General features: G+C 48.3%; 11 protein-coding genes. 9 read left to right on the forward strand and 2 right to left on the reverse strand.

Annotated elements, in window-relative coordinates:
- Positions 1–60: 60 nt before the first annotated feature.
- The 4 genes from Q0986_RS22595 to Q0986_RS22610 all read left to right on the forward strand — a co-directional run bounded on the left by Q0986_RS22595 (position 61) and on the right by Q0986_RS22610 (position 4,861).
- Positions 61–1,647, forward strand: a complete 1,587-nt coding sequence (locus Q0986_RS22595) for a bifunctional aminoglycoside phosphotransferase/ATP-binding protein (protein ID WP_299416486.1) — start codon at positions 61–63, stop codon at positions 1,645–1,647.
- 134 nt (positions 1,648–1,781) lie between these two features.
- The gene (locus Q0986_RS22600) at positions 1,782–3,287 is read left to right on the forward strand and encodes a pentapeptide repeat-containing protein (RefSeq protein WP_299416489.1); all 1,506 of its coding nucleotides are present in this window, start codon (positions 1,782–1,784) and stop codon (positions 3,285–3,287) included.
- Between the two features lie 136 nt (positions 3,288–3,423).
- On the forward strand, positions 3,424–4,269 hold the full coding sequence (locus Q0986_RS22605) for a neutral zinc metallopeptidase (RefSeq protein ID WP_299416492.1): 846 nt from the start codon (positions 3,424–3,426) through the stop codon (positions 4,267–4,269).
- Positions 4,270–4,402: 133 nt separating this feature from the next.
- The gene (locus tag Q0986_RS22610; protein WP_299416495.1) at positions 4,403–4,861 is read left to right on the forward strand and encodes a DM13 domain-containing protein; all 459 of its coding nucleotides are present in this window, start codon (positions 4,403–4,405) and stop codon (positions 4,859–4,861) included.
- 159 nt (positions 4,862–5,020) lie between these two features.
- Here Q0986_RS22610 and Q0986_RS22615 read toward each other — a convergent pair whose 3' ends face one another.
- Positions 5,021–5,155 (reverse strand): hypothetical protein, encoded by a 135-nt coding sequence (locus tag Q0986_RS22615; protein ID WP_299416498.1) that lies wholly within the window; start codon positions 5,153–5,155, stop codon positions 5,021–5,023.
- A 160-nt stretch (positions 5,156–5,315) separates the two neighbouring features.
- Positions 5,316–8,195, reverse strand: coding sequence for a BRCT domain-containing protein (locus Q0986_RS22620; RefSeq protein ID WP_299416501.1), 2,880 nt, complete (start codon positions 8,193–8,195; stop codon positions 5,316–5,318).
- A gap of 615 nt (positions 8,196–8,810) precedes the next feature.
- Between Q0986_RS22620 and Q0986_RS22625 the strand changes: the two genes are divergently transcribed.
- The 5 genes from Q0986_RS22625 (at position 8,811) to Q0986_RS22645 (ending at position 16,955) form a co-directional block, all read left to right on the forward strand.
- Positions 8,811–10,031: a response regulator gene (locus Q0986_RS22625; protein WP_299416504.1), complete on the forward strand. Its 1,221-nt coding sequence runs from the start codon at positions 8,811–8,813 to the stop codon at positions 10,029–10,031.
- A 149-nt stretch (positions 10,032–10,180) separates the two neighbouring features.
- Positions 10,181–10,546, forward strand: a complete 366-nt coding sequence (locus tag Q0986_RS22630; RefSeq protein WP_299416507.1) for a response regulator — start codon at positions 10,181–10,183, stop codon at positions 10,544–10,546.
- Complete coding sequence (locus Q0986_RS22635) at positions 10,547–11,113, forward strand: chemotaxis protein CheW (RefSeq protein WP_299416510.1); 567 nt, start codon at positions 10,547–10,549, stop codon at positions 11,111–11,113.
- A gap of 76 nt (positions 11,114–11,189) precedes the next feature.
- The gene (locus tag Q0986_RS22640; protein ID WP_299416515.1) at positions 11,190–13,631 is read left to right on the forward strand and encodes a methyl-accepting chemotaxis protein; all 2,442 of its coding nucleotides are present in this window, start codon (positions 11,190–11,192) and stop codon (positions 13,629–13,631) included.
- The gene (locus tag Q0986_RS22645) at positions 13,632–16,955 is read left to right on the forward strand and encodes a hybrid sensor histidine kinase/response regulator (RefSeq protein ID WP_299416518.1); all 3,324 of its coding nucleotides are present in this window, start codon (positions 13,632–13,634) and stop codon (positions 16,953–16,955) included.
- Positions 16,956–16,965: the final 10 nt, after the last annotated feature.

Consider the following 16,965-nt stretch of genomic DNA (forward strand, 5'->3'; position numbering starts at 1 on the left):
ACTTTATAATTGGCCCTTAGCCATTCGTCTAAAATAGAAATAGAGACCTATCAGGGAACCATGGATGCTGCATTACCCCTCCTCGTTCAGCGAATGCTGCAGCCGGATTTCTATCCTCATCCGGTCCAGGCCCCTGTGCAGCTACTGCAAACTCATATCTCCTATGTGTTCTTAACCGGAGACTTCGCCTACAAGCTGAAAAAGCCCACTCAGTTTGGATTGCTAGACTTCTCCACGCTGGAACAACGGGCCTACTTCTGCCAAGAAGAACTCCGTCTTAACCGTCGTCTTTCTCCAGACCTCTATCTGGCCGTCTGGCCCATTTATCAAGACGATGACTATTACCTCCAAACCTCTCCTCATCCCCAAACACCGATCATCGACTATGCGCTGCAAATGCGTCAGTTTCCTCAGGAGGGGTTGTTTAGTCACCTGCTCCATATCGGTCAGTTAACGTCATCCCATCTACAAGAACTGGGTCAAGTAGTGGCTCACTTCCACACTGCTGCTGCGACTAGCCCAGCGATTCAGCGAAATGGCACACCCGAGGCACTCAGCGCTATCGATGAGGAAAACTACACCCTTGCCAAAGCGTTTATTGGAATCTCCCAAACGCAAGACCAGTGGCAGCAAACCCGAGCCTTTACCCAACAGTTCTGGCGAGACCACTCAGATGGGCTCCACCAGCGAGTCACCCACGGCAAAATCCGCGACTGTCACGGTGATTTACACCTAAATAATGTTTGTCTCTATCAAGATCGCATTCAAATCTTTGACTGCATCGAATTTTGCCGTGAATTTCGCCATATTGATGTCATTTACGATGTGGCCTTTATGGTGATGGACTTAGAGTTTCACCATCGTCCTGACTTGGCCAATATTTTTCTCAATACCTACCTAGAACAGACAGGGGACTACGAGGGGGCCTTATTACTACCGGCCTACTTAAGCATGCGGGCGACGATTCGCGGCAATGTTAACAGCATGACAGCCCAAAATACGGATACCTCAGCCCCCACAGCCCGCTCGTATTGGCAACAAGCTACACACTACTTTCATTTGGCCTATCAATATACTCAACCCCGGCAGGGGCAAATCCTCCTGATGTCGGGTTTGTCAGGATCTGGGAAAAGCACGGTGGCCCGTCGTCTGGCCACCCAATTCAATGGCATTCATATCCGGTCCGATGCGGTTCGCAAACACCTGGCTGGCATTCCCTTGGATCAACCCGGTGGAAAGGGGCATAACATCTATACCGCAACCATGACCCAAAAGACCTATCAGCGCTTAGCCGAGTTGGGCCTCTCCTTAGCCCAGGCAGGATGGACGGTGATTTTAGATGCCAAATATGATCAGGAAAACTTACGCGCTCAAGTCCTCACCCTGGCGGAACACGCGCATCTTCCGATCCAGATCGTGTACTGTACTGCCCCTGAGACCGTGTTGAGATCGCGCCTACACAACCGTCAAGGCGATATTTCCGATGCCACCGCCGCCTTACTTTCTAGCCAACAGCAGGCATTTCAAACCTTTACGCCCACAGAAGAACAACGGCTCACTCGACTATCAACTGACCAAGATTTAGACACACAGTTAACATCTTTTAGTACGCATCTCGCCAAAAAAGAGAATGTCAGGTTACCCTGAGGTCAGTAGACAGCAGATGAAGATATAATTTAGTCAGAGTTTAATATTATTTGGCATTCACCAACTTAACTATTGCATATCTAAAGGCGGGGGGGAACGCTCGAGTGCAGTAAACAAAAAGGAAAATTACCTCTGTGGCAAATACGGCCCATCTCCGCTTGATTAAGCGTGGAGTCAAACATTGGAATGCCTGGCGCAAAGAGAAGTTCTCTGATCAGCCAGATTTAGGTGAAGCTGATCTCAGCGGATTGGATCTACGCGGAGCCAATCTTATTGGCGCCAATCTTAACCATGCCAATTTAACCGGGGCTGATCTGAGCGGAGCCTACTTAAGCGTTGCCGATTTATCCGATGCTTATTTGAGTGAAGCCAAACTCACCGGGGCTAATCTAGGCAAAGCCAATCTCAAAGCAGTGGATTTAAGCTTTGCCAATCTAGACCAAGCTATTCTGATTGAAACTCGGCTCACCAAGGCCCTATTGGTGGAAGCGAGTCTGATCCAAGCCATTTTAAACTTTGCAGATTTAAGTCGGACCAATATTAGCAAAGCCAATCTCCGTAAAGCTCATCTGATCAAAGCCACGCTTTTAGAAGCCAATTTAAGCGATGTGAATCTCCATGGGGCCAACCTCAACCGAGCCCTGTTGGGTGAAGCCGATTTATCACGGGCCGATCTGAGCAATATCAACTTAAGCAAAGCCGATCTGAGCTTCGCCAGACTGATTGAGGCCGATCTACACGGCGCTAATCTCAACGGCATTATTTTGATTGAAGCCAACTTAAGAGGCGCTAATCTCCAGGGCAGCACCCTGAAAAAAGGTCAGCTTTGTCGAGCCAATTTGGGCGGCGTTGATTTAAGTCATGCCGATGTGAAGAATACCAACCTCAGCGACAGTGATTTGATCAATGCCAATCTCAGCAAAGCCCTCTTTGTCGACACCAACTTAAACGCCGCCCAATTAGCAGGAGCAAACTGTCGCAAAGCCAGTTTTTTGCACGCCAATCTCCACCAGGCCAACCTGAACGAAGCGAATTTAACCGCGGCCGATCTACGAGAAGCAGATTTGCGAAAAGCCGATCTATCTCGGAGCCAGATCCAAGGGGCTAATCTGTCGATGACCAACTTAACGGCAGCCTGTTTTGAAGAGACCCTGCTCAACCGCACCACTCAGTTTGACCATACGATTTGTGAATATATCTATCTGAAAAAGAATGAGCAAGGTCGCCAGCCGAGTCACGGCAAGTTTTTGACCGGAGAACTCGCAGAGCTACTGTGGACCAGTGCAGAAACCATTAATCTCACCTTTCATAAGGGGGTTAACTGGACGGCCTTTGCCAATGCACTCAAACGGATCCAGCGCATGTATCCCCAAGCGCAAATGGGTATCCAATGTATTGAACATAAGGGCAATGGAGTGATCCTCGTCAAAGTCCATACCGCCCCACATGCTGATCAGGAAAAAGTCCATCAGGAACTGATGTTAGCCTACGTCAACACTCGCCGTCAGCTCCATCAACAGCAGCAGGGACAGGGGATAGGCCAGGTGTCGACGCCAGAATCCATACAGTTAAAGAATCCTCAAGACATCATTAATCATTTGTTCGATCTCCTCAACCCCGCCATAAGTTCTCTCCCTTAACGAATCGCATTAATCGTGCCCCCTCGGTATCGTTCAGAAATATCGACTGGAAATTAGGCTTAAAAATTTTATTTTCTTACAAAAAATTGTTTATGCTGCACTGGGGGCAGATGCTCAAGTCCCAAGGAGGATAGATATGCGCTGGAAAATGGGTCGCAGAAGTAGCAACGTAGAAGATCGGCGGGGCAGCTCTGCTAGGCCTTCGGTGACAGGCGGTGGGTTGGGGTTATTGGTGATTGCCCTGATTGCCGCTTTTTTTGGCATTGATCCTAGTTTTATTTTGAACCAGGCCGACAATCGGCCAACCTCCTCCGTGCCAGGGAACCGACCTGCGGCAGAAGATGAGTTGGCAGACTTTGTATCCGTTGTCCTCGCGGATACCGAAGACACCTGGGAGACGTTATTCCAACAAGAAGGACTCACTTATCGCAAGCCCAACTTAGTTTTATTTACAGGCCAAACCCCCTCCGCCTGTGGTTTAGGCAAAGCCGCGATGGGGCCATTTTATTGTCCAGCGGATCAAAAGGTATATATCGACCTCAGCTTTTATGATGACCTCAAGCAGCGACATCAAGCCCCTGGTGATTTTGCCCAAGCTTACGTGATTGCCCATGAAGTCGGGCATCATGTGCAAACCTTGTTAGGGGTGTCTCGCAAGGTCCAGGATCTGAAGCGTCGCGTCAGCCCCGTTGAAGGGAATCAACTCTCAGTGCGGCAAGAATTGCAAGCAGATTGCTTTGCCGGGATTTGGGCTCACCATGCGGATCGAACGCGCCAACTTTTGGAGCAAGGAGACCTAGAAGAAGCCCTTAATGCAGCCAGTAGTATTGGGGATGATCGATTGCAGCAGCAGGCCCGAGGTTACGTAACTCCCGATTCCTTTACCCACGGGAGTTCTGCCCAGCGCGTTCGATGGTTTAAGGTGGGCTTTCAGCAGGGGAGCCTGAAGGATTGCGATACCTTTGCTGCTCGCAATCTCTAACATTGCCAAACTTGGACTATATTTTCTCAGCCAATCCTCAATTTAATTTATGCCCGTCTCAGGTGTTGATCAAATCCCTCTCAAATTGAGTCGACATACTTAGAAATAAGTTCAGTCTTATAGGGAAATGATCATGAAACGTCTTGTCTTTGGCACTCTATCTGCTTTCGTATTAGCGACCAGTGTGGTTCAGCCTAGCTTAGCTGCGGCTTCTATGACTCAGGGCAATGTTAGCGACAATGCGTTGCTCATCGCTCGTCAGTCTGTGGTCTCCTCTGGACAGTTTGTCACCGTCAAAAAGCAATCTACAGGCTCTGCCCAAATCATCACCAAGGAGGGCAAGCAATATTTGGAATTGAGTTCTGACTTCAGTACGGGCGAGGGGCCTGATGTCAAAGTAGTCCTCTCTCGTCAAGCGACTGTTCCAGCAGCGATCGAAGAAGGATCCTATATTACGTTATCTCCACTAGAGAAGTTTAGTGGCAAGCAGCTCTATGCAATTCCCGATGGGATTAATTTAGAGGAGTATGCATCCGTCGCCCTATGGTGCCAAGAGTTCAATGTCACCTTTGGCTATGCACCGCTGAGTTAGAGCAATGGTTTGAACAAGCACAAACCTTACAGCCCAAGGATACGCAATCAATCCGTGACCTTGCATACAAAAATACCCTCGCGCGTGAGGGTATTGCCTCAGAAGAGGAACTCTAACCTAATGGCAGAAGCAGGGCAGTCTTGAACGTAGCCCCTAAAACTAGGTTTTGGCTAGTTCTCCGCGAACTTGGCGTCCACCTTCTTTCAAGGTTTCTAACCAAGCATCGGCATCATCCAGCTTGTAACCTGGAAATTGGATCGTTGTTTGCTGATCTGTGATGGTTCGCACCGTCATAGGGTTATCTCCTCAGAAATTAGGCTCAGAATTCCAACCGAAATTCTCCCATGTTCTTTGAGGACCAGTAGCAATTCCTAACGGTAGGGAAATGGAATTCTATATTTCTTTGAGGATTGCAAGATTTTGCAATAACTTGCTTGGATTCAGAACACAGTGCTTAGGGCGAAAGATCCAGTCCCAGCAACTCGACCAATTGCTGTTCTGACAACTGCGGAATGCTATATTTTTCAGCCTTTTTCAACTTATTGCCAGGGTCTTGGCCGACTACCACATAACTGGTTTTGGCGCTGGGGTGAGTATTAATGGTTCCTCCAGCTTCCTGAATCACTGTTTTCACTTGTTCATAACTCAATTGGGCCAGTTTCCCCGTAATCACAAAACTTTGTCCGCTTAAGGGGAGAGAGGACTCTTCCTGGGGAACGGCAGGCATTGAGGAGGCACTCTCAGGCTGGCGTTGCGCCTCCAGCTGATGCTTTTCTTGGGTAAGATGGTTGACCTGTTGCTCAAAATGAGAGACCACGTCCTTGGCCATTTTCATAGCTTTTTCGAGTTCAGCCTTGTCTTGCTGAAGGGCTTTGACTTGGGCTTCTAGGGTCGTAATCTGCTGATCGGCCTCTTTCAAAGCTGCCATAGCTTGTTCAGGTAGGGCCTCACTCAGTTCAGGAATCTCAGTGTTTTGTTGTTCTAGATGCTGAATCTGTTGTTGGAGGGTCACGATTTCGGCAGTGGCCGTTTCATAATCCTGCTGGAGCTGTCCACGGCTAACTGTCAGTTCTTGGAGCTGCTGTTCTAACGCTGAAGAGGGAGCAACGGCTTGTAGCTCATCCACCTGTTGCTCCAGTGACTGAATCTGGGCCTGCAATCTCTTAGTTTCCCCTTGGGCATGGGATAGCTCGGTTTGCAAAGTCTGGCGCGTTTGAGTCAATTGGGCGACTTCGGTCGTCAGCGTTTGGACTTGGTGCAGCTTGGCTTGTGCTTGTTGCAGGGAATCTTGTAGACCAGCGTTGTCTTGATGAAGGTTTTGGAGCTGATCCGGGAGAGATTCTAGATCCGTGAGTTGGGCCGTGAGAGTCTGGATAGTAGTCTCTGCCGTTTGTACGGTTAAGGTAAGACGATCGCACTCATCAGATACTGCCGCTAATTTTGTTTCCCATGCCGATGAGTCAGAGGCCTCTTCCAAAGCGGTTTGTAAGCTTTGATTTTGTTGTGAAAGGTCTGCTAACTGTTGCTCCAATTGGGTCTGTGCTGCTTGGGACACTTGCAAAGATTCTCGCAACGGTATGGGAACAGCCTCCGCATCTTTTAGGGCAGTGGTGAGTGCCATTTTCTCTTGCTCTAGGGTCCGGGCTTGTTCTTCTAGGGTCGTTACCTGCGTGTGTAAGTTTTGCTGGAGCTGATCCTGAGCTTGATGGGCGGTATTGAGCTGTTGTTCCAGTTGAGTGGTCTGACCTTGGGCCGCTTGTAAGGCTGTTTCTAAGGTCTGTTGCTGTTGTTTGAGGTCGGTAACCTGTTGTTGCAGCGGCACCATTTGGGTTTGGCTCTTGGCCAACTGTTGGTGGAGATCCGTTCGCTCGCGTTGCAAGGTTTGCAGCTGTTGTTCTAGGGTTGCCATGGCCTCTGCATCCGACTGCGCGGCTAACGTTTGGCGTTCCTGCAGCTGCTGGCGCAAAGTCTGGGTCAAATCTTGGGCCGCGGTAAGGTCAGCAGTGGCTTGTTGTCTAGCTGCTATCAGTTCTGAATTCGTTGTGGTGAGGACTGATATCTCCTGCTGTAGGGCTTTGATTTGAACATGGGCATCCTGGAGATCGTTGGCTAATTCGGTATTTAGATCGGCATCCTGAGTTTCTAGGGCCGCCAAGGTTGTTTGAGCCACTTCATAGTCTTCGGCCAGCTGTTGCTGCGTCGCCTTAGCGGCGGCCAACTGGCTGTTTAAGGTTTCAAGATTTTGTTGTTGTTCGTTGATGCGATCGCAAAGCATCTGATTATCCTGGGTCAGGCGCTCGACTTGGGCAGGTGCATCCGCCATGCTCTGTTGTTCGATCACTAAGCGATCGCGATCCTGTAGCAGCTGTTGATAATCTTCGGCCAGATCGGCTAGTTGCTGTGCTGTATTGGCTTGAGCCGCCGTCCATTGCGTCTGAGTATTTGTCAGAGTCTCAACTTGCAAGGTTAAGGTGGCCTTGTCCGCCTGAGCAGTTTCTAGCTCAGAGGCTAGACGCTGTTTGGCGGTCGTTAGGTTAGAGACCTGCGCTTCCAAAGCAGTCCTTTCCTCCGCCCAATTCTCCTGCTGAGATTGGCGCTGAGTATCGAGCTGTTGCGTCATCGTCAGCACTTGCTGCTCAAGGGTGTGAATCACTGACTGAGCGTGCTGATATTGAGACTCGGACTGCTGCTGTTGCTGTTCCCATTGATGCAGTTGTTGCTGTAGCTGGGTATTGGTTTCCGTCAAATGGGCAACCGTCGCTTCAGCGGTAGCTAACTTTGTTGTTAATGGCTCCTGAGCTTGGGTAAGGGTCTCAACCTGGAGTTGCAAACCTCGGATTTTAGATTGAACTTGACGGAGGTCCACCTCAGCTTGGGTCTTCGCTGCAGTTAGCGCGTCTACATCAGTCTCTACAGCAACTCGCCCCGCCAATTCTGTGGAAAGTTGCTGGCATTGGGCCTGTTGGGCTTGGAGTTCAGTTTGTAAGTCCGCTAGCCGTTTTTGTTGCGTCTGTTGGTTTTGCTCCCAGATCTGCTGTTGATTCCGAAAGTGCTCCTGCTGTTGGGTCACTTCTTGTTCATGGGCATCAACCGCTTGCTTCGCAGTTTCTAAGGCGGTCGTTAAGGTTTGATTCTCAGTGGTTAAGGTTTGTAGGTGAGTTTGCAGCTCCGCTTGATCATCTGTGAGCGATTGCTGTTGCTGAACATAATCAGCTTCGAGTTGATTTTGGTGCTGACGGTGGCGACGAGCGTCAATCGCTACCATAACCAGTGAGAGCGCGCCAACACATTCAATAACTAAACGGAGATTAAGGAAACTGGACAATTCAGGCATGGACTCGTCTTAGACCTTTGCAAACATCACGACTGAGGAACTATTCTCCCTCCATCTATCCTGACGTTCTCTGCTGAGAAATGCTAGGTAGGTGTAAGAAGTTTAAGGCCAATCTCCGATGTCCTACGATTAGCAGGACATTCCATAGCATCATACATGCACTCAAAGGGTGGCGTTGAAAGCCTAAAATATCAAGGCGATGCATGTCTTACACTCGCGACTGCCCCGATGAGATCGCACCAGCAAAGCTAAATAGATTCGTTAAAAGCTAACCGAGTTTTAACATTAAGTTTTGAATAAATATAGTCAGAAAGAACGGTAAAGCTAGTAATAGGCCATAAACATCAAATTTAAGTTCATATTCATATAAATATGGAAATTTAGCTCTAAAAAAACTATAAAAATATAGGGTTAAAACTCGACAAAAATATGGGTACCATAAGGGAAATGGTCATGAGTCAGCAAGTGTCATTTTTTGTAACACTTATCTAAAACGTAAATTTTAGATTACTTGATGATCCCTGAAATAAAGAGAAATTAACCTACTGAGTTAATCATCTTCAAGCTAAATTTCTTGATAATTCTAGCAAGTCCTAACTCCCAAAGATTTAGCCTATGGAATCGACTAAATTTGATCCCTATCAGCTGTTAACTGAGTTATCAAGCTCTCAAGCTAGTGGTGTTCTCAGAACCAAGAGTGATAGTGCTGTTTGGCAGATTTATTTGACCGAGGGGGAATTACAATATGTGGATTGTTCGATACAAACTCCAGCACAGCTCAGCTATTTTCTGTGCCATCGAGGACTAGATCAAGCCTTTAATGCCCTTAAGGAAATGCCGCCTGCAGCAAAGGTTAGCAGTCCTTCCTTAACAACCTCTGACGATCAAGGACTGATTGGGAGATCGATGCTGTGGCTACAAGAGCGACATCTGTTGGATGCCATGCAGACCCAACAACTCATTGAAGATTTTACGCAAGATGCCCTAGAAACGTTCTTATGGCTAAGACAGGGTCAAGCTACCTGGGACAATGCCGTGGCAAAACCGGAGTGGGTATCAACGATTTCGGGTGAGATTCCATTACTGGAGCTAGTGGACACCATCAGGTTCCTGAGGCAGCGGATGAAGGCATGGCAAAATTGCTGCTCTGATATTTGGTCCCCCTATCAACGCCCCTACTTGTTGGATGTTCGTGATATCAATAAGCCCGTTGCTGGTGGGAAGTTCTCCCCAGAAGTATTAACCAAATTGGCCCAATTAATGAGTCGAGGCTTTAGCCTTCGCCAATTATCGGTGTTGTTGAAACAGGATGAACTCCATATAGCTCAGCTCTTTGGCCCCTATGTAGATCAAAACGTTATCTATCTACGCAATCCTCAACCACCCTTTGATCATCTGCCACGGGTACCGAAAATATCCAAGGCCCAGGTAGCAAAAGCAGCACAGGACGCCAATCAGGTTTTCAAAATCGTCTGTATTGATGATAGTCCAACTATTTTGAGTGAAATTGAGCGTTGTTTGGGGAGCACTCGATATAAAGTCACCACAGTGAGTGATCCAATCCAAGCATCCACCATTATCTTCCGAGTTCAACCTGATTTAATTCTGCTGGATATTACGATGCCCAAGATCAATGGCTATCGTCTGTGTAATTTACTCAGGAATAGCAATGTGTTTGATGAGACCCCGATTATTATGGTGACGGGAAATACAAGAATGATTGACAAGGCCCGCGCCAAATTAGCCGGTGCCACCGACTATTTCACTAAACCCTTTACCCAAAAAGGCTTAACAGAAATGGTGGAGAAGTATTTAACACAGCTCCATCCGGTCTAATGTGTTGTTTGTTTTCTGTGCACTGCGGACAACAGCACTCCCCCAGTTCTGGTTGCCCCGTCTAGCTAAAACAACAACGTTGCAAGTTCCAACGTACCCCTTCTTAATCCTGTCAATTCTAATCCTCTAACCGATTAAAGGAACAATTAATGAGCAGCAAAATTTTAGTCGTTGATGATCTACAGTCTGAACTTGACTTAATCAGTCAATACCTGACAGAAGAGGGGTACACCATTGTTACCGCTACCAATGGGGCTGAAGCATTAGAAAAAGTTAGCCAAAATAAGCCGGATGCTATCGTTACCGACTGGATGATGCCGGAAATGGGAGGGTTAGACTTGGCCCGGAAGCTGAGAAAGAATCCTGAAACAGCTGATATTCCGGTTGTAGCCTGCACGGCCAAAAGTCGGGATGTAGATCGGATGTGGGCAGCCAAGCAAGGCATTGAGGCTTATGTCACCAAACCCTGCACCAAGCAAGATCTCGTAAGTGCCCTTAGAGCGGCGATGAAATAGATGACCACCCAACAACCCACTGCTTCGACAACTTCTCTGTCTAGACTGCAAGAACTATTGCCGCAGTTATTTCAGGCAACGCAATTGCAGGGACAACCTTATCTGCGATTTTTGTTGACTGAGGGCATTGAGGCATTGATGTCGATGGTGTATGTGCAGGAATCCTTAATAGTCCCTGCTGAGCAAATTACCCTCTTACCCAATTTACCCAGATCGGTTCTGGGCTTGATGAGTTCGCGAGAACAGGTGTTCTGTCTGGTGAATCTACCACAGTTGTTGGGGTACCCCTGCCTGGTCGGTCCTCAGCGACGATATCGAGTCATTGTAGTGCGGGTACCTGGCTCAAAGTATCAGGCTGCTGCTGACGGAGAAGCCCTCTTGGGTTTAGCCGTGCTCGACATTCAAGGGGTCACTCGTTTCAGCGAAGAACAACTACAAACTGCTACGCCTCTATGCCCTGCCAATCTGCAACCCTACGTTACGGGAGGGTGCCAGCAAGATGGCCAGCTTACTTACATTCTTCATCCACCTGCGATAGCAACAGCGCCAGCTCTCTACCCATCTTAATACTCAACCACTATCAATTCAGACCTGTTAACTCCGTGTTGACCTATTCCTTTACAGACTTACCTATCCAGAGATCATGACTACTCAAAAGGACTTTACCCCTACTGACGCAACCCCGAATAGCAACGGCAATCTCACCAATGTGAAAAATCCGCTCAGTGGTTCATCCACAGAAACGCTCTCAGAACATCAGGCGGAAACAACCCTTAAGCCTGCCGCTACGCTTCGTCAACGTCTGTTAACCACGGTTTTGCCAGTTGCTTTAGCACCGCTAGCCCTTACCAGTGCGATCGGTTTTGTGCAAACAGAAGCTCAGGTGAAGGAAAAAACCCTATTACGGCTAGAGGAGGTTAGTCTACTCACCAGTGAGGCTTCAACTATTTTTCTACTGGATGCCCTAAAATTTCCAGATTTGATCAATAGTAATTCCTTATTGCTACAAGCAGTGAAAGAAGGAGCCCAACAGTCAGAAGCTCAGGGACTTCTTCAAAAGCCAATTGAGGCAGTGGAAAAGCAATTTGCTAGTACCAAGCTGTTAAAACCCAATGCCCAATTGAATCAATATTTAGAGCGGGTGGTCAGGAATGCCCAGTTGGCAGAGGTATTTGTGACCGACAAATATGGCTTCAATGTGGCCTATAGCAACCCGACCTCAGACTTCGTTCAGAATGATGAACGGTGGTGGACAGAAGCAAAAGCAAAGGGGCAATTCATCGAAGAACCAGAGTTTGATGAATCGGCAAATACAAATGTTATTGCTATATCTAAGCAAATTAAGGATGACTCTGGCAAGTTTCTGGGTGTGATGAAGTTAGCGTTAGCCACGAAGGAATTAGACGAAGCCATCAATACGCTAGTCTCCCCTAGCCTCACAGAAACAGAAATGGTTCAAATTGTGAACCCGAATCTAGACAGTAACGCCGTGGTGAATACTGTTACCCAGCAAGGCAATACCACAAAAGCCCAAGAAGTGATGGGTGGAGTAGATGTTGTAGCGGCCGCCAAGGTGCTGCAAGATTACTTGGAATCCGAGGATAAAAACGTTAATGCGACTCAAATGCAAATTCAGAATATTCCAGGGATTCGGGATGTCAAGCTGAAGACGAAAGAATCGGAAAGCTTTCAACTGGTTGTTGCGTCGTTTACCTACAAAAATCGGTTTTATAACATATCAGTTATTCCCAACTCGAAGCTGGTTGCGATCGCATCCGTCTCCACCGCTGAAGAAGCCGCCGTTGCCCGTAACCAACTGATTCTGTTCGCTGTAATTGGCCTATTGCTTGCAGGTATTGTTACTGCCCTAGTTTATTGGTTATCCAATAGCTTATCTAATCCCTTAGCAAAACTGACCACCACTGCTGATGCTGCCGCTGCAGGCAACTTGGATGCTCGTGCTGAGGTTGAAGGCACCCGCGAAACCCGCACACTAGCTCGGACATTCAATATTTTGGTGTCTGAGGTGCAAACCCTCCTCAGTGAAACCAAGCAAGTTGCGCAAGAACAGAAAGAATCTCGCGACCAATTGGAGATGGAGATTTACCAACTTCTTGATGAAGTGGGAGACGCCACCGATGGGGACTTAACAGTGCGCGCTAGCTTATCTTCTATGGAAATGAGTACGGTTGCCGACTTGTTCAATGCCATTATCGATAATCTCAATGAGATTGCTGGCCAGGTAAAAACTTCTTCGGGCCAGGTGAGTTCCTCTCTCGATGAAAACGGAACAGAAATTCAGGCATTGGCTGAGCAGGCCGTGCAAGAAACCGAACGAACCCGCACCACCCTCAACTCCATTGAGCAAATGTCCATGTCTATTGAGGATGTGGCCAACAATGCGGGTAAAGCTGCCTTAATTTCAGATGAAGCCTATACCACGGTGCAGGAAGGAAGTTCAGCAATGGACCAAACGGTTGATAGTATTCTCAGTCTGCGGAATACCGTGGGTGAAACCGCTAAGAAAATTAAGCGCTTAGGCGAATCCTCCCAAAAGATCTCGCAGGTAGTGTCTTTGATTGATGAAATTGCCCTGAAAACCAACCTGTTGGCCATTAACGCCAGTGTGGAGGCCAGTCGCGCCGGGGAGCAAGGTCAAGGATTCACTGTGGTTGCCGAACAGGTGGGGGCTCTAGCTGAACAGTCTGCTGCTGCCACGAAGGAAATTGCTCAAATTGTGGCCGGAATTCAAGCTGAGACTAAAGAAGTCACCGAAGCTATGGAGGTAGGGACCAATCAGGTGGTCGATAGTACCCGTTTAGTGGAAACTACGAAAGAAAAGCTGGCGGTCGTGTTGACCCGGTCCCAAGAAATCAACGATCTGATGCGATCGATTTCCAATGCCACCGTCTCTCAAACAGAAACCTCGAAAGCTGTGACCACACTCATGCAACAAATGGCAGAACTGGCAAGGCAGCGGGCTGAATCATCCACCCAGGTGGCTGATTCCATGCAAGAAACGGCGGCCGTGGCCCAGAAGTTGGAAGCAGCCGTGGCCCAGTTTAAGGTTGAAGAATCTAGCTAAATGGCCCGAGCAGAGGAGGTGATCGTTCCTCTGTTGGTCCCCCTGGATTTGAGATCGATAGCCGGATTCCCTCCATCGACATTAGCGACTGAATATCACCGCAGCATTATGGATAAAGAACAACAAGTCCAGTTCAAATTTCTCGAAGAAGCGGAAGATTGTTACGACAGAATTGAACGTGTTCTGCTCGGTTTAGCAACGAACGCTGCTGAACCCCATCAGCTGGATGAAGCGCTAAGAGCCTCCCATTCCGTGAAGGGAGGCGCTGCCATGATGGGATTGATGGATTTAAGTCGAGTGGCCCACCGCCTAGAAGATTTCTTCAAGATCTTGCGGGTTCGACACGCCTCCAAAACCATCGCTATTGAGGTAGAGACCTTACTGTTGCAAGGGTTAGATTGCTTACGGGAAGTGGGCGATCATTATAAACAGGGGATGGAAATTGATACAGGTTGGATGTCTGAACATATTTCGCCTGTATTTGACCAACTGCAGGCTCATTTAGGAGAGGTGACGGATGACGACGAAAATGCCCTCCTTAACGGTGACAATGAAGAGATCGATCCGGCTTTACTTATGTTTGAGGATGGAGTGGAAGCCGTTCTTGATCGGATTGAAGGTTATTTTGAGACCTTGCCTACGCCTCAGCTCGCTGAAGAGCTGGCGATAACAGCTGAAGAGCTGGTGGCCTTTGGTCATATGGCCAATTTAGCCCCCTTTATTCAGCTCTGCCAATCGATTCAAGAACTCGCAACCCAAGTTGCTCCCCATCAAATCCCCGAACTATCGACTGCCGCTCTCAAAACTTGGCGACGATCCCATGCGTTGGTTCTGCGCCGCAGTTTTGAGAAACTCCCCTACCAGCTTCAGGATTTTACGCCTAATATCATTTCCAATTCTGAAGTTGAGTTTGAGAATACTTTAGATTCGGTAGATTTATCGACCTTGCAAGCCGACTTTGGCGAGATAGAAATGCCAACAGAGCTTGCCGCAGAAGCCATCCCCTTTTTGGAGGATCCAGCTGTTGATGACCTAGCCGATGTTTTGGCAACGGATCTACCTCACCCTGAGCCGCTAGAATCGGTCAATCTGGAAGATATTTCTGTCACTGATCCAGCAATCGCCCACTTGGCCGATGCCTTATCGGTCGAGCTACCAGCCCCTGATACTGAGCTGGATATTCCTGCCGAAGACTTTTCTGCAGATGATTTGTTTAATGCAGAAACTCTCGTCAATTTGCAGGACTCGGTGGAACTGACAGAGCTACAGCAAGCATTTGAAGTTGACTCTGATCTCAGTGGTCCTACAGCAGATTTGGTGACCGAAGAGCTTACCGGCACTGCTGAATCTCCGCTAACACTTGAGAGTGCCACCCAAATTTGGGAACAAGCCACAGCTACACAGCCTGCAGCTCCTTCCGTAAAGCCTCTTAGCGGCAAAACCGTGCGCGTTCCAGTGGAGCAACTGGAGCAATTTAATCGCCTGTTTGGAAAATTGATCCTGGAACGGAATACGGTCAATTTGCGCTTTGAGCAGTTGCAAACCTATACCGAACTCATTCGACAGCGGATTCGACAGTTGGAAGCGTCTAACTCCCAATTACAGCAATGGTATGACCGGGCGTCCATGGAAGGAATTGTCCCCATTGAGGATGCGGCCCCAACTCAGCCCCCGAAAGTTACCGAGTCCGCCTTAGGCCGATTTGATGCACTCGAAATGGACCGATATACGGACTTACATCTGATTGCCCAGGAGCAAATTGAAACGATTGTTCAGCTGCAAGAGGTAGGTTCAGATATTACCCTGATGCTTCAGGATATGGGCCAGGCCGTTCGAGATATTAACCAGACTACGCGCTCATTGCAGACCAATGTTACCCAAACCCAGATGATGCCCTTTGGGGAAATCGTCAAGCGTTTCCCTCGGGTGATTCGCGACTTAAGCGTTCAGTTTAACAAACCTGTCAATTTGGTCATGGAGGGAAAAGCCACTCTGATTGACCGGGCAGTCATTGAACCCCTCGGCGATGCCCTCAACCATCTATTGCGGAATGCCTTTGGCCATGGGATTGGCCATCCAGACCACCGAATTTCGATTGGCAAACCACCCGAAGGAACGATTACTATTAAAGCCCATAACCGGGGCGCTCAAACGGTCATTACTGTTAGTGATGATGGGACTGGTATCCGATTGGATAAGGTGCGCGATCGGTTACAGGCAATGGGACTCACCAAGACAGAAGTGTCTCAGATGCCAGAGCAGAATTTACTGGACTGCATTTTTGAGCCTGGCTTCAGTACTGCTACCGAAGTGACTGAAATCTCCGGACGAGGTGTGGGGATGGACGTGGTGCGGACGAACCTCCGTGACATCCGAGGCGATATCCACGTGCATACGGAAAGGAGCGTGGGAACCACCTTTACGATGACGGTGCCCTATACTCTTTCTATTTTGCGGGTCATGATCCTGGAACATTCTGGTCTGATTTTTGCAGTACCCGTAGATAGCATCCGTGAACTACTGCGTCTAGACCCAGATCAGTTCCAAAGTATGGAGCAGACCCAAGAGTTGACGTGGCAGGATCAGGTCATTCCAGTTATAAATCTGGCAAAGCACTGGGCATTTAATCAAACCCATAAGTTATCTGAAATGCTGGGAACGCCGGTTATTAATCGATCCACGGTCCTAGTGATTGGCGAAGAGTCCAATATTGGGGGGCTGGAAATTGAGCGATTCTGGGGTGAGCAAGAAGTCACAATTCGCAATATTGCCAGCCCCTTACCCATGCCACCTGGATTTGTCAACTCTACAGTCTTGGGGGATGGTCGCGTGGTCCCTATCCTTGATCCATTGACCGTTCTTCAATGGTCTTTGAAACAGCAGCAATCCGGTATGGCAGCTCCGACAGCTGAACCTCTTCCCCAAATCAGCTCAAACAATACCATTTTGGTGGTGGATGACTCCGTCAATGTCCGTCGCTTCCTCGCTATAACACTAGAAAAGGCAGGCTACCAAGTCGAGCAGGCCAAGGATGGTCAAGAAGCCGTTGATAAATTGGAAAGTGGCTTAGCCGTACAGGCAGTCGTTTGTGACATTGAAATGCCTAGACTGGATGGCTATGGCGTATTGGAAGAAGTTAAAGGCCAACCTCGGTTTGAAAACCTGCCGATTGTGATGTTGACCTCCCGTAGTCACGACAAACATCGCAAAGTTGCTATAAATTTGGGCGCGTCGGCCTATTTCTCTAAGCCATTTAACGAGCAGGAGTTACTCAACACCCTCGCGGAGTATATTTACCCCAAAACCCCCGAGTTAGTAGGGTAATTCTGTCGAT

The organism is Acaryochloris sp. IP29b_bin.148 (genome assembly GCF_028285565.1).
Classification (GTDB): Bacteria; Cyanobacteriota; Cyanobacteriia; order Thermosynechococcales; family Thermosynechococcaceae; genus Acaryochloris.

Coding starts and splice junctions, on each gene's coding strand:
- Q0986_RS22595 (WP_299416486.1), top strand. CDS start 61: ATGGATGCTGCATTACCCCTCCTCGTTCAGCGAATGCTGCAGCCGGAT.
- Q0986_RS22605 (WP_299416492.1), top strand. CDS start 3,424: ATGCGCTGGAAAATGGGTCGCAGAAGTAGCAACGTAGAAGATCGGCGG.
- Q0986_RS22610 (WP_299416495.1), top strand. CDS start 4,403: ATGAAACGTCTTGTCTTTGGCACTCTATCTGCTTTCGTATTAGCGACC.
- Q0986_RS22615 (WP_299416498.1), bottom strand. CDS start 5,155: ATGACGGTGCGAACCATCACAGATCAGCAAACAACGATCCAATTTCCA.
- Q0986_RS22620 (WP_299416501.1), bottom strand. CDS start 8,195: ATGCCTGAATTGTCCAGTTTCCTTAATCTCCGTTTAGTTATTGAATGT.
- Q0986_RS22625 (WP_299416504.1), top strand. CDS start 8,811: ATGGAATCGACTAAATTTGATCCCTATCAGCTGTTAACTGAGTTATCA.
- Q0986_RS22630 (WP_299416507.1), top strand. CDS start 10,181: ATGAGCAGCAAAATTTTAGTCGTTGATGATCTACAGTCTGAACTTGAC.
- Q0986_RS22635 (WP_299416510.1), top strand. CDS start 10,547: ATGACCACCCAACAACCCACTGCTTCGACAACTTCTCTGTCTAGACTG.
- Q0986_RS22640 (WP_299416515.1), top strand. CDS start 11,190: ATGACTACTCAAAAGGACTTTACCCCTACTGACGCAACCCCGAATAGC.
- Q0986_RS22645 (WP_299416518.1), top strand. CDS start 13,632: ATGGCCCGAGCAGAGGAGGTGATCGTTCCTCTGTTGGTCCCCCTGGAT.